This is a genomic window from Paraburkholderia sp. BR14320 (assembly GCF_040948665.1).
GTDB classification, from domain to species: domain Bacteria; phylum Pseudomonadota; class Gammaproteobacteria; order Burkholderiales; family Burkholderiaceae; genus Paraburkholderia; species Paraburkholderia youngii.
Map to the genome: position 1 here is coordinate 1 of NZ_JBFPKG010000012.1, position 13,082 is coordinate 13,082.

Genomic DNA, 13,082 nt, shown 5'->3' on the forward strand with positions numbered 1-13,082 from the left:
CGAGCTTCCTGCGTCATTCGGAAGTGGCCGCGAACAAGTACGGCCTGAAGACCGTCGACATTCTGGTCGAACTGGGCAAGCGCCGCATGGTCGGCGGTCAGGAAGACATGATCGTCGACGTCGCACTCGACTTGAAACACGCACGCCAGGCTTGATGGGCGCGAATGAGCCGCCTCATTGAAGCTGCCAAAAAAGATCGATCAAATACACTATCTGGAGACTGGAATGAAAAAACATTCCATTGCAATTCTTTTGGGATTTCTGCCTGCCGGATACGCGTTCGCGCAGAGCAACGTCACGCTGTACGGTCTGATTGACGGCGGCGTGTCCTATGTGACGAACCAGGGCGGGCATTCGGTCACGAAGTTTGACGACGGCATCTATACGCCGAACCTGTTCGGCTTGCAGGGCGCCGAAGATATCGGCGCTGGAAACAAGGTCATTTTCAAGCTGGAGAACCAGTTTCAGCTCGGTACGGGCGCGACGGTGCAGCCGGGCATCTTCGGGCGAAACGCTTACGTGGGTCTGGATAGTTCTACCTTCGGCAAGCTGACTTTCGGCAATGTCTTAGATTTCATGACGACGTCGCTGTCCGAGGCAGGCAATGCTCCCGCCGTGTTCACTGGCGGCTTGTACAACTTCGCGGCAGGCCCGTTCCAGAAACTGAATATTCCGCAAAACCCGACCGGCTGGTTCGACTGGAGCCGCACGAGCGGCATCCCGGCGGCCAATTCGATCAAGTATCAATCACCGGTGTTTGCGGGCTTGTCCGCTGGGGCGTTGTATTCGCTCGGCGGAGTGGCTGGTTCGTTCGGGTCGAATTCGACCATGAGCTTCGGGCTGAATTACGGTGCCGGTCCGTTCGGAGTCGGGGCCGCCTACACCAAAGCGAAATATCCCGGCTCCAGCACGGGCTCGCCGCAAATTCCGATCACGAACTGGGGTGTCGGCGCGCACTATGTAATCGGACCCGTCTACACGGTCGCGGACTTCACGACCGTGCGCAACTCGTTCAACGGCGCGGCGGCCTATGCCGCGCAAGTTGGCGCCAGTTGGCAGATTACTCCCGCATGGTCCTTCGGCGGGAACTATATGTACCTGAAGGGTAACGAGGAACTCGACAACAACCACGCGCATCAGCTCGGCGCAACGCTGAACTATTCGCTCTCCAAGCGGAGCATGGTTTATGCGGAGGGCGTTTATCAGAAGGCGAGCGCAGGTTCGCACGCTGCCATCAACGGCATCATGGGTCCCAACGGATCGTCCAGCACGGCGTCGCAGGCCATTGCACGTGTTGGCCTTCGCACCGCGTTCTGATTCTCGACTGACCTTGTAGTTTCATCCGCATCGGGGCCCGCCGAGGAAACTCGGCGGGCCTCATATCATCTGCACGAGAGCGCGCCGCCAGGCATGGCGGCACCCTCTCCATCCAGCTCGGCGCGTCAACGGCAACACGCTAAAAGCGTTGCGCCGACGAAGCCGACGAAGCCGCCCGCCCCGCGCGCCGCCGATAGAGTCCAAGCGTCGCGCCAAGCCCGCACAGCGCGGCGAAACTGAGCCAGTAGCCGGGCGCGGCCTTGTCGTGCGTGGTTTCGATCAGGAAGGTCGACACGGCCGGCGTGAAGCCGCCGAACAGCGCCGTCGCGAGACTGAACGCCAGCGAAAAACCCGCGACGCGCACCTCCGCCGGCATCACCTCGGTAAGCGCGGCGACCATCGCGCCGTTATACATGCCGAAGAAGAACGAGAACCACAGCAGCACGCTCAGCATGCGGCCGAAACTCGGCGCCGCGGCGAGCCACGACAATGCCGGATACGCGGTGAAAATCGCCAGCACGGCAATGGCGAGCAGAATCGGCTTGCGGCCGATCCGATCGGACAGCGCGCCGCCGATCGGCAGCCAGATGAAGTTCGACACGCCCACCAGCAACGTCACCATCAGGCTATCCGACGTCGACAGTTTGAGAACGGACTTGCCGAAGGTCGGCGTGTAGACGGTGATCAGATAGAACGTGGTCGTCGTCATCGCGGTGAGCAGCATGCCGGCGATCACCGTGCGCCAGTTGCTGAGCAGCATCGCGAAGATCTCGCGCGTCTGCGGATGATGGCGGCGCGCCTCGAACGCGGCGGTTTCCTGCAGCGAACGGCGCAGGAGGAACAGGAACGGCACGATCGCGCAGCCGATGAAAAACGGAATACGCCAGCCCCACGCGCCGATCTGCTGTGCGCTCATCCAGTGATTCAATCCGTAGCCGAGCGCCGCCGCCATCACGATCGCGACCTGCTGGCTGGCCGACTGCCAGCTCGTGTAGAAGCCCCGTGCGCCGGGCGTGGCCATTTCCGCGAGATACACCGACACGCCGCCCAGTTCCGCGCCCGCCGAGAAGCCCTGCAACAGCCGCCCGAGCAGAACGAGCGCGGGCGCGAGCAGGCCGATGGTCGCGTAACCGGGCACGCACGCGATCAGGATCGTGCCGCTCGCCATGATCGACAGCGTGACGATCAGGCCGGTGCGCCGCCCTACCTTGTCGATATAGGCGCCGAGAAAGATCGCGCCCAACGGACGCATCAGAAAGCCCGCGCCGAACACGGCGAAGGTCAGCATCAGCGACGCGAACTCGCTCGACGCCGGGAAGAAGATCTTCGAGATCGACGTCGCGTAGAAGCCGAACAGAAAGAAGTCGAACTGTTCGAGGAAGTTGCCGCTCGTCACGCGCAGTACGGCCGCGGCTTTGGACGAGCGCGCCCCGACCGGCGTGCCGGCTAGTGGTTCGGTAGCGTTCATGAATATGTCCCCTGTTGTTATGCCAATATGCGGCGCGTGTCGCGCCTAGTCCGAGCCGAGACCCAACGTATTGGGCTGGCGCTTTTCGATAGACGATTTGAGCAGCGCCGCCGAACGGAAAATGCCGTGCGCGAACTTGCCGTACGGAAGCGTTGCGAACAACGCGATCACGATGCCCAGATGCACCGCCAGCAGCCACGGCATCGCCGCCGTTTCGCGTAAAGCCAGCAGCCCGAGGCCCGACGCGCTGGTGAGCAATAGCAGCGCGATAAAGGCACGGTCCATCGGACGCTGGCGCGCATCGCCCTGCTCCGGATGGCGCTTCAGGTTGAGCCACAGCAGCCCCAAGGGCCCGACGATCAGGCCGATCCCGCCCGCCGTACCCAGCAATACCGGCAAGCTGAAGAACGGATACGGGGCTTCCTCGCCGAGCAGGTAGTGATAGAGCGTCGCCACCACCGTTGCCGCGAAACACAGCATGAAGCCGTAGAACGTGAAGTGGTGAAAGCGCCGCCGCGCGAGCGTGAAGGCATCGTTCGATTCGTTGCAGCCGTCGCCATGTCCGCCGTCGAGATACTTGAGCGTCAACGCGTTTTTCGCCGCTTCCGTCACAGCCGGCGTGCTCGCGTTCGCGGTTCCCTGCGACACGTCGCGCCAGAAGCGCGTCACGCCGATGCCGAGCGCCACGATGGCAAACAGGAAGACCGCGCCGAACATCGCCGCCAGCAGGTTGTGCGGGAAGATCGCGTAGAAGTTCGCGGGCGCGACGTTGCCGCTCAAACCGCCATGCATGGCCGTGCCGAGCAGCAGAAAGAGAGCTAGCCCCGCCGCCAGCGCGACCGACAGCGTCACGCCATTGCGCTTGTACAACCCGCCTAGCGCCTTGGGCCACGCGTATTCGGTGTAGGTTTCGAGGCGCACTTGCGCCATCGCCTTCGGCACGTTGACCGCGAATTCGTGCGGCGGCGCGTACTGGCACGCATGGTAACAGGCGCCGCAGTTATGGCACAGATTGGCCAGATAGTTGACGTCGGCCTTGCCGAATTCGAGGCGGCGCGTCATCGCCGGGAACACCGCGCAGAAGCCTTCGCAATAGCGGCACGCGTTGCAGATCTGCATCTGGCGCGCCACTTCGCCTTCGCTTGCGGTCAGCGGCACGATTGGAATCACGCGCGAGCCGCCGCGCGTGCGTTGCATGTCTTGCTTCGATTCGAACGCCGCGGCGCGCGTGCGTTCGGGCGCGAGCGTGTCAGTTTGCTGCACAGGAAACCTCCGTTGTCTGCAGTGCGGCGCGCGCGGCCTGAGTGCCGGCAATGCGCCCGAACGCCGTGCCGATCGACATGCCGACGCCCGCTGTATAGCCCTTGCCGAGCACGTTGCCCGCCATCATCTCGCCCGCGACGAACAGGTTCTCGCTCGCCTCGCCGCCGAAGTGCACCTGGGCGCGGTCGTTGGTCTTCAGGCCGAGATACGTGAACGTGATGCCGGGACGCAATGCGTAGCCGTAGAACGGCGGCGTGTCGATAGGGCGCGCCCAGTGCGTCTTGGGCGGCGTGACGCCTTCGGTATGGCAGTCGTCGAGCGACGTGTGATCGAAGCTGCCGACGCGGCAGGACTCGTTGTAACGCGACAGCGTCTCCATGAAGCGCGCTTCCGGCAGCTTCAACTGCCGTGCGAGTTCGGGCAGCGTGTCGGCCTTTACGCCCGGAAACACCGGCGGCATGAAGCGGCCGATCGCCTTCGAATCGATGATCGAGTAGCCGATCTGCCCCGGCTGATGCGCAACGAGGCGCCCCCAGATCGCATAGCGTTTCGGCCAGAAGTCCTCGCCTTCGTCGTAGAAGCGCTCGGCCTCGCGATTGACGACCACGCCGAGCGACACGCAGTCGATGCGCGTGCAGATGCCGCCGTCATAGAGCGGCGCGCGCGCATCGATGGCCACGCAGTGCGACTGCGACGGATCGCCGATCATGTCCGCGCCGGCATCCATCATGTGGCGGATCAGCACGCCCTTGTTGAAGCGCGTGCCGCGGATCAGGAAGTTGTCGGCGGGCCATTCGCCGCGCTCGTTCTGTCCCCAGGCCTCGCGCAGCCATTCGCGGTTCGATTCGAAGCCGCCTGCCGCCAGCACGCAGGCGCGCGCCTCGAAGCGCTGGTTACCGCTTCGGGCCGCGACGAAACGGCCGCCGTCGAGTTCCACCGAATCGACGGGCGTGTCGTAGCGAATCTCGACACCCAGCGCTTCGGCGCTGCGGTAATAGGCGTTCACGAGCGCCTTGCCGCCACCCATGAAAAACGCGTTGGTGCGCGCCACATGCAGCGCGCCCGACAGCGGCGGCTGAAAGCGTACGCCGTGCTTTTGCATCCAGGGCCGGCACGACGACGACGCGCGAATCGTCAGCCGCGCGAGATGCTCACTCGTGATACCGCCGGTGACTTTCAGCAGGTCTTGCCAGAATTCTTCTTCCGGATAGGCATCGACGAGCACGTCCTGCGGCGCGTCGTGCATGCAGCGCAAATTGCGGGTGTGTTGGGAATTGCCGCCGCGCCATTCGCGCGGCGCGGATTCGAGCAGCAGAACCGACGCGCCGGCTTCGCGCGCCATCAATGCCGCGCAAAGCGCCGCATTGCCTCCTCCGATTACGAGTACGTCGACCATCTTGTGGGCCTCCTTTCGGACGCACTCTAATGGTCGCGCTCGTCCTCCGCCATCAGCGGGCCGTCAACGGGCCTTCAGTTTTTGTGAAGGCCTCCGACTGACGCAGGCGCGCCCCGGGCCAGCGGCCTTCGCGCACCAGTTCGCGCGCGACGTCGGCGAGCACCACGCGCGCGGCGAGCCCCGCGGGCGAAAGCTCGTCGTCGGAGATGCTCGCGATCATATTGGGCCGTGTGGCGAAGCTTTCGGTCACCGGCACGCTAGCCAAAACCGCGTTCTCCGGCCGCGCGAGCGCGGCGCCGGGCTGGATGGTCGCGGCGATGCCCGTGCGCACGACGTCCATCAGCAGCGCGAGGCCGTCCACTTCGGCCGCGATGTTCGGTTCATATTTGGCCCGCTTGAACGCGGCGGACAGCAGCGAGCGCAGGCCGTGCGCGCCGCTCGGAAGGACGAGCGGAAGCTTGCCGAGTTGCCCGAGACGCACGCTCGCGCCCGCCGGCATGTCTTTGAGCTCGTGCCGGCCGATCACGAACAGCCGCTCGTCGAGCAGCGACACGACGCTCCAGCGCTGCGCGGGCTCCGGGCGAAACAGCACGGCAAGATCGATCTGGCGCGCGCTCAGCATCGACGCCAGATACCCGGACAGGCTTTCGACGATGCGCAGCCGCACGTCGGGATAGCGCGCGCGCATGGCCTGCATGAAGGGGACGCCCAGCACGCTGGCGGTGCTCGGCGCCATGCCGACGCTGACGTGGCCCGAGAGCCGGGCAGCGCGCGCGGCGAGCGCCGCGTCGTCGATATGACGCAGCGCGAGTTGCGCCTGACGCCAGAACGCGAGACCGGCATCGGTCGGCACGACGCCGCTGGAAGTGCGCTGCAGCAGGCGCGTCGACAGTTCGCCTTCGAGGCGGCTGATCTGCTGACTCAGCGCGGAAGTGACGACGCCGAGTTCGAGCGCGGCCTTTCCCATGCTGCCGTGTTCGACGACGCTGAGGAAATAGCGTAATTGTCTGAGTTCCATTTCACGATCGGCGTGGACGAGAATCGCGGCTATTGTCGCAGATTGAAAATGGGTACAGACGGCGCGTCACGGCTCGCATTCACGTGCATACCGGGTCATTGGCGGCTCATGATTCGTCGCCCTTCGGGCTTGACTCATCAAACAGCGTACCCGGCCAGCCAGCGTTCCCATCACATCGGGTCATCCCTTAGAACGATCCCAGCGTCATGCGGGCGCAACGCGCCAGTCCGATCGTGATCGAGCGAATCGTCTGGATCACGGCCGGGCAACGATCATCGCCGGGGTGACGGCCGGTGAGTTATCCGCTCGATTGGCGACTGAGGCCCGGATTTTCTCCGGTGATCCGCCTGATGATCGCGAGCAACTCCTCGATATCGACGGGTTTGACGAGATGCGCATCACACCCCGCCTCCGCCGAGTGAGCCACGTCCTCTGGCTGACCATATCCCGACACGGCGACGATTTCGAGGTGCTTGCCCGCCGCCTGATGATCCCTCAGCCGACGCGCGACCTCATAGCCGCTGATTCCCGGCAGCCCAAGATCGAGGAACACGATCTGCGGCTCGAACGCAGCCGCGATGTGAAGCGCGTCTTCGCCGCTGTGTGCGGTGCGCACATCGTGCGTGTCGAGAATCATCGCGAGCGAAAGCGCGGCGTCGCTGTTGTCGTCGACGATCAGAACCCGCAATCGGTCGGACGCCGGCAGACCGGCTTCGGTACCGTCCTTAGCGTCCTGGTTACGGCCCTGGCAAACGGGTAGACGTATTTCGAATTCACTGCCTCTGTTCTTGCCTTCGCTCCTCGCGGCAATGGTCCCGCCGTGCATCTCGGTCAGCGTCTTGCACACCGACAGCCCGATCCCTAGACCGCCCCGCGACGGCTCGCCGTGGCACGAACCCTGGACGAACAGATCGAACACGTGAGGCAGTGCATCGTCCGAAATACCCGTGCCCGTGTCCGACACAGTCACGGACACTTCCTGACCGACGAGCGTCGCGCATACGACGATCCGGCCACCATCGTCGGTGTATTTGATCGCGTTATCGAGCAGATTCGAAAATGTCTGAGTGATGCGCGCCGGGTCGCCGTGCACGTACAGCGGGTGTTCCAGCGGCAGACGCACGATGTCGTGATGCCGCTGCAACGCAGCCGGCATCGTGATTTCCAGAGCGTGGTCGAGTGCCAGCCTGATATCGAACACCTCGCGCTTCAACACGATCTTGCCGGTGGTGATTCTCGAAACATCGAGCAGGTCGTCGATCAGATGCGACAGGTGACCGGTCTGGCGTTCGATCACATTGCGCAGCCACTCGCGTTTGGCGGGATCGGCTCCCGCGCTGTGACCCAGCAGATGCGCGGCGTTGCGCACGGGCGCCAGCGGATTGCGCAGCTCGTGCGCGAGCGTGGCCAGAAAGATGTCCTTGCGGCGATCCGCGTCGCGCAGTTTCGCCTCCGCGTCGGCGCGCTCCGTCACGTCGCACAAGCTGCCAATGAACGTGTAATCGTCCTGATGAACGGGCGGTCGCAGATACCCGAACATTTCGACGGTCCTAAGCGCACGGTCGATTACACGGTGCAGCCGGAACGCGACATGCACCGGCTCGCCGGAGATTCGCCGGGACTGGAAATGACTTCGCAGCAGTTCGACATCGTCCGGATGAACGACCGACGTCATGAACTCGGTTTCCGTCAACGGCCCCCTGTCATCGGGTTGCCCGGTGATTTCATACATCCGGCGGTTTTCCCACACGCCTTGTCGCGACGCGCCACACCACTCGAAGATGCCGATGCCCGCCGCGCTCGTCGCGACTCGCAGCCGCTCCTCCGTGAGCTTCAGCGCGGTCAGCGCGGTGTGCAGGCTGTCCTGTGCCGCCGCCACCTCGGCCGCCTGACGTTGCATGTGCGCCTCGATCGCGTTTTCGATCATCGCGCGAAAGGTGCGCTCGACAACGTCGTGCGCGCGCATGTGAACGTCGACGGAAGCGGCAACGGGACCGAAATACGCGCGGATCTCGTGCTTCAGAGAGCGCTGCATCAGATCCATGTTGCGAAACAGATCCGTGACCCGCCAGTCGTCCGGCCAGAACCTGCCAGGCTGCGCGATGCCTACATGATCGGATAGGGACGGGTCGCTGTCGGCGACCAGCAAGGACGCGCATACCTCGGCCAGCATGTAGGCGAAACAGTCGGTCAGTCCCTGTCCGCTGTCCGCATCGGCGGGGTGCGCGCCCTGCTCCGAGGTCTCGGCGATCCAGCGCTGCATCAGCTGCTCACGGGTACGTCCCAGCTGGCGCGCCAGCCCGTTTAGCGTGATCGCGCCGCGGGAATCCGGATCGAGATCCCGTTTCATCGAGACGCCCCCGGACGAGCGCGGTGAGCCCGCGATGCCGCCCTGGCACGCTGGCTTATGTCAATCAACTTCTCTCTCATGGCCCGTTTTATATCGGATATGTCGCTTGCGACTATTAATAGTATCGATCGGCCGAGGTTGGACTCCGGCCCGCCGCAAATCGTCTCACACTGTACCTGCTGCGGGGCGGCGGTTTAACCGAGACAAACCCGCAGCCGCGTCTGGCGAGGCTAGACCAAACGCGTGACACTTCCGGGTAAGATTGCCGGAACGCGATCAAGACGCGAAGGAGCCATGGCGATGGAGGAACCTCGGAACTCGACGCGACACAAAGGCCCCAAGGTCGCGTTTGCCCTGCAAGGCGGCGGTTCGCACGGCGCGTTCACGTGGGGTGTGCTCGACCGTCTGTTGGAGGCTTCGTCGCAGGCAATGCCACTCGATATCGCGGCAATCAGCGGCGCGAGCGCGGGCGGCATCAATGCGACGCTGTGCGCGGCGGGTCTCGCAACCAGCGGGGCACCGAAAGCACGCGACATGCTGCGCGCCTTTTGGGAAGCGGTATCGCGCGCCGGCGCGCTGGCGGGCAACGCGCTCCTCGGCTTTTCCGAACCCGGCCCATTCGGCGGCTGGAATATCGACTGGAATCCCGCCGCCATCATGCTGGAGGCCGTCGGACTCGTCGCTTCGCCTTATGGCAATCCGTTTTACCGCGATCCGCTCGGGCCGGTGATCCGTGCCGCGCTCCCCGAACACGATCTGGCCGCGCTCAATACGACGCGCGACGGCCCGCAACTATTCATTTGCGCAACCGACGTACGAACCAACCAACGCGCAATGTTCACCCGCCCCGCTATTTCCATTGACGTATTGCGCGCTTCCGCATGCCTGCCGAACGAGTTTCGCACCGTCAGCGTGGGCGGCATACCGTACTGGGACGGCGGCTATCTGGGCAACCCGCCATTGGCGCCGTTGATCGAGCATGCCCAGGACCTGATTCTCGTGCTCGCGAATCCGTTCGTGCGCCACGATATGCCGCCCAAAGATGCGCGCGGCATTCTCGACCGGCTCAATGAAATTGGGTTCAACGCGTCCGTGGTGCTGGAGATCAACGCGATCGAAGCGGTCAACCGTGTGCTCGATTCGGTCGGCGAGGAAGCGGCGCGCAAGAGCCGCTACAAGCCCGTCAGGTTCCACCTGATCCGCGACGACGATTTTCTGGCGAAGTTCGGTTTCGTGTCGAAGAGCAGCACGTCGTGGTCGTTGCTCAACACGCTGTTCGAGCGCGGCCGTGAAGTCGCCGACGTATGGCTCAAGAGCGACTATGCGAAGCTCGGGCAAGCGTCTTCGGTCGACGTCAAGGCTTCGTTGATCGATCCGACGCTCAAGCACAGCGGCAACGCGAGCGCGCGACAAAACTGAAATGGACGGACGGCGCCTCTGACGACATCGCTCGGACTCGTCGAAGCCGGACGCGGCATCTCGATCATGCCGCGTCGCGCGGCGCCCCGCGACGCTCAATCGAGACTCGCGATCCGTCCGCTCGATCCGGCGTGGATGCAGTCGGACTGGTCGCGTATCAGGCTGGCGCGCTCAGCCTGCGGCGGTGTCAATCGCCTGTCCGCGAGATGACCCTCGCGATGGCCTGCGCCGCCGTCGCAACGTTGTTGTCATTGAGCGCGGCGACGCACATGCGCCCGGACCGGATCAGATAGACGCCGTCCCGTTCGCGCAGCGTGTCCACCTGCTCCGCCGACAGCCCCGTGTACGTGAACATGCCGCGCTGCTCGAGGTAGCGCGCGAGCAGCGTGTCCGGCACCTTGCCGCGCAGGCGTTCATGGATCTCCGCGCGCATGCGCATGATGCGCCGGCACATCGAGCCAAGCTCCTGTTGCCACGATTGCCGCAGCGCCGGTGTGGTCAGCACCCGCGCTACGATCTTCGCGCCGTGCGTCGGCGGATTGCTGTAGTTCGCGCGCACGGCGCTCGTCAATTGACCCAATACGCGCGCGGCAATCTCCGCCGACTCGCAAATCACCGACAGTCCACCGCACCGCTCGCCATACAGCGAGAAGTTCTTCGAGAACGAATTGGCCACCAACGCCGGCACGTTCTGGCGCACCAGTTCACGAATCGCGAATGCGTCGGCGTCGATACCTGCGCCGAAGCCTTGGTATGCCATGTCGATAAAGGGCAGCAGGTTGCGCTTTCTGATGACCTCGATCAGTTGCACCCATTGCGCGTCGTTTAGATCGACACCCGTCGGGTTATGACAGCACGCGTGCAACAGGACGACGCTGCGCGCGGGTAGCGCGTCGATGGCCGATAACATCTCTTCGAACTTCAGACCGCCGCTCGATTCGTCATAGTACGGGTACGCGTTGACTTCGAATCCCGCGCGCTCGAAGATGAAACGGTGGTTTTCCCACGTCGGATCGCTGACCCATACGCGCGAGCCCGCAAAGTAGCGCTTGATGAAATCCGCACCGACCTTCAGCGCGCCCGAGCCGCCCAAGGTCTGCACGGTCGCGATGCGCCCCTCGGTACGCGCCGCCGAGTCGTCGCCGAATACCAGCGATTGCACGGAATCGCGGTAGTGGGCGAAGCCCGCCATCGGCAGGTACGGCTTGGGACCGAGCTCGGCGAGCAGTTGTCCTTCGGCCTCGCGTACCGCCTGCATTACCGGCAAGCGGCCTTGATCGTCGTAGTAAATGCCGATGCTCAGATTGACCTTATGCTCGCGCGAATCCTTCGCGAAGTTCTCGTTCAACGTGAGGATCGGGTCGCCCGCATAGGCATCGATGTGTTCAAACATGCTAGTTCCCTGGATCAGGCCAAAAGATTGCAAAAGCGCGATGCCTAGCGCGTCGCCACGCCGACGGCGACCGAGGCGGCGGCGCGCCTATTGCGCACGCGATAGCCGACGCCCAGCGCAACGAGCCAAACGGGGATCAGGTAGACCGACATGCGCAGATCCGGTATCAGCCACATCACGACCAGAATGCCGGCAAGGAAGATCAGGCAAAGATAGTTGGTAAGCGGATAACCGAGGCTGCGGAACAGGGTCCTCTCACCGGCGCGAGCTTTCGCAGCGCGGAAACGCAAATGAATGATACTGATCATTGCCCAGTTGATGATCAGCGCCGAGACGACGAGCCCCATCAACACCTCGAATGCCTTGCCCGGCATCAGGTAGTTGATCACCACGCAGGCGGCAGTCGCCACGGCGGAAATCCCCAGCGCGACGAGCGGAATCCCGCGCGAGTTGACCTTCAGCAGAGCGCGCGGCGCATTGCCCTGGCCTGCGAGGCCGTAAAGCATGCGGCTGTTGCAATAGACACCGCTGTTGTACACCGACAGCGCGGCGGTGAGCACCACCGCATTGAGCACGTTGGCGACGAAGTTGCTGTTCATCGCGTGAAAGATCAGTACGAACGGACTGCCACCGGCGACGACTTTTTCCCACGGATACAGCGACAGCAGCACCCCGAGTGCGCCGACGTAGAAAATCAGGATCCGGTAGATCACCTGGTTGGTCGCGCGCGGGATCGTGTGCGAAGGATCTTCGGCCTCGGCCGCCGTAATGCCCACGAGTTCCAGTCCACCGAACGAGAACATGATGACGGCCATCGCCATCACGAGACCCGACACGCCGTTCGGGAAGAAGCCGCCGTGGCGCCACAGATTCGCCACGCCCGCGTCAGGACCCGCATGGCCCGAAATCAGCAGATAGCCGCCAAAGCCGATCATGCCAACGATTGCCGCGACCTTGACGATCGAGAACCAGAATTCGAGTTCGCCGTACGACTTCACGCTGGTGAGGTTGATCGCGTTGATTACGCCGAAGCACACCAGCGCGGACACCCACGTTGGCAGACCCGGCCACCAGTACTGCATGTAGATGCCAACGGCCGACAGTTCCGCCATGGACACCAGCACGTACAGCACCCAGTAATTCCACCCGGAAACAAAACCGGAGAATTGCCCGCAGTATTTGCCTGCGAAGTAACTGAACGAACCTGCAACGGGCTCGTCGACGACCATTTCGCCGAGTTGCCGCATGATAAAGAAGGCGACGATGCCGGCAATTGCGTACCCGAGCAATACGGACGGCCCTGCCGTCTTGATGGTCTGCGCGATGCCGAGAAAAAGACCCGTGCCGATTGCGCCTCCAAGCGCGATCAACTGAATGTGACGATTCTTCAGGCCGCGCTTTAGCGTGCCCTGCTCCTGATGTGCCACGATGTTGTCTCCTGTGTCCTGCGGTTGGTTC

The 13,082-nt window shown here is 63.5% G+C and carries 9 protein-coding genes and 1 pseudogene; 3 read left to right on the forward strand and 7 right to left on the reverse strand.

Annotated elements, in window-relative coordinates:
- Together AB3X89_RS14015 and AB3X89_RS14020 are read left to right on the forward strand one after the other, a co-directional pair.
- Window positions 1–155: pseudogene (locus AB3X89_RS14015) on the forward strand (4-hydroxy-2-oxovalerate aldolase); the annotation flags it as partial.
- A gap of 70 nt (window positions 156–225) precedes the next feature.
- Window positions 226–1,317: a porin gene (locus tag AB3X89_RS14020; RefSeq protein ID WP_368583820.1), complete on the forward strand. Its 1,092-nt coding sequence runs from the start codon at window positions 226–228 to the stop codon at window positions 1,315–1,317.
- Between the two features lie 139 nt (window positions 1,318–1,456).
- Here the strand turns inward: AB3X89_RS14020 and AB3X89_RS14025 are convergent, their stop codons facing one another.
- From AB3X89_RS14025 to AB3X89_RS14045, 5 genes are all read right to left on the reverse strand, one after another.
- Window positions 1,457–2,785, reverse strand: coding sequence for an MFS transporter (locus AB3X89_RS14025; RefSeq protein WP_368583821.1), 1,329 nt, complete (start codon window positions 2,783–2,785; stop codon window positions 1,457–1,459).
- Window positions 2,786–2,830: 45 nt separating this feature from the next.
- On the reverse strand, window positions 2,831–4,048 hold the full coding sequence (gene tcuB, locus AB3X89_RS14030) for a tricarballylate utilization 4Fe-4S protein TcuB (protein WP_368583822.1): 1,218 nt from the start codon (window positions 4,046–4,048) through the stop codon (window positions 2,831–2,833).
- Entirely contained in the window at window positions 4,035–5,444 is a 1,410-nt protein-coding gene (tcuA, locus tag AB3X89_RS14035) for an FAD-dependent tricarballylate dehydrogenase TcuA (RefSeq protein WP_368583823.1), read from the reverse strand. The genes tcuB and tcuA overlap by 14 nt, the downstream gene beginning before the upstream one ends.
- Before the next feature lie 52 nt (window positions 5,445–5,496).
- Window positions 5,497–6,462: a LysR family transcriptional regulator gene (locus AB3X89_RS14040; RefSeq protein ID WP_368583824.1), complete on the reverse strand. Its 966-nt coding sequence runs from the start codon at window positions 6,460–6,462 to the stop codon at window positions 5,497–5,499.
- Between the two features lie 298 nt (window positions 6,463–6,760).
- Complete coding sequence (locus tag AB3X89_RS14045; RefSeq protein ID WP_368583825.1) at window positions 6,761–8,812, reverse strand: ATP-binding protein; 2,052 nt, start codon at window positions 8,810–8,812, stop codon at window positions 6,761–6,763.
- Between the two features lie 300 nt (window positions 8,813–9,112).
- Here AB3X89_RS14045 and AB3X89_RS14050 point away from each other — a divergent pair, with 300 nt between their 5' ends.
- Window positions 9,113–10,231, forward strand: a complete 1,119-nt coding sequence (locus AB3X89_RS14050) for a patatin-like phospholipase family protein (protein ID WP_368583826.1) — start codon at window positions 9,113–9,115, stop codon at window positions 10,229–10,231.
- Between the two features lie 187 nt (window positions 10,232–10,418).
- On the opposite strand, the gene AB3X89_RS14055 is transcribed toward AB3X89_RS14050, so the two are convergent.
- The gene (locus AB3X89_RS14055) at window positions 10,419–11,624 is read right to left on the reverse strand and encodes an amino acid aminotransferase (protein ID WP_368583827.1); all 1,206 of its coding nucleotides are present in this window, start codon (window positions 11,622–11,624) and stop codon (window positions 10,419–10,421) included.
- 44 nt (window positions 11,625–11,668) lie between these two features.
- On the reverse strand, window positions 11,669–13,054 hold the full coding sequence (locus AB3X89_RS14060) for an amino acid permease (protein ID WP_368583948.1): 1,386 nt from the start codon (window positions 13,052–13,054) through the stop codon (window positions 11,669–11,671).
- Window positions 13,055–13,082 lie beyond the last annotated feature (28 nt).

Coding starts and splice junctions, on each gene's coding strand:
- AB3X89_RS14020 (WP_368583820.1), top strand. CDS start 226: ATGAAAAAACATTCCATTGCAATTCTTTTGGGATTTCTGCCTGCCGGA.
- AB3X89_RS14025 (WP_368583821.1), bottom strand. CDS start 2,785: ATGAACGCTACCGAACCACTAGCCGGCACGCCGGTCGGGGCGCGCTCG.
- tcuA (WP_368583823.1), bottom strand. CDS start 5,444: ATGGTCGACGTACTCGTAATCGGAGGAGGCAATGCGGCGCTTTGCGCG.
- AB3X89_RS14040 (WP_368583824.1), bottom strand. CDS start 6,462: ATGGAACTCAGACAATTACGCTATTTCCTCAGCGTCGTCGAACACGGC.
- AB3X89_RS14045 (WP_368583825.1), bottom strand. CDS start 8,812: ATGAAACGGGATCTCGATCCGGATTCCCGCGGCGCGATCACGCTAAAC.
- AB3X89_RS14050 (WP_368583826.1), top strand. CDS start 9,113: ATGGAGGAACCTCGGAACTCGACGCGACACAAAGGCCCCAAGGTCGCG.
- AB3X89_RS14055 (WP_368583827.1), bottom strand. CDS start 11,624: ATGTTTGAACACATCGATGCCTATGCGGGCGACCCGATCCTCACGTTG.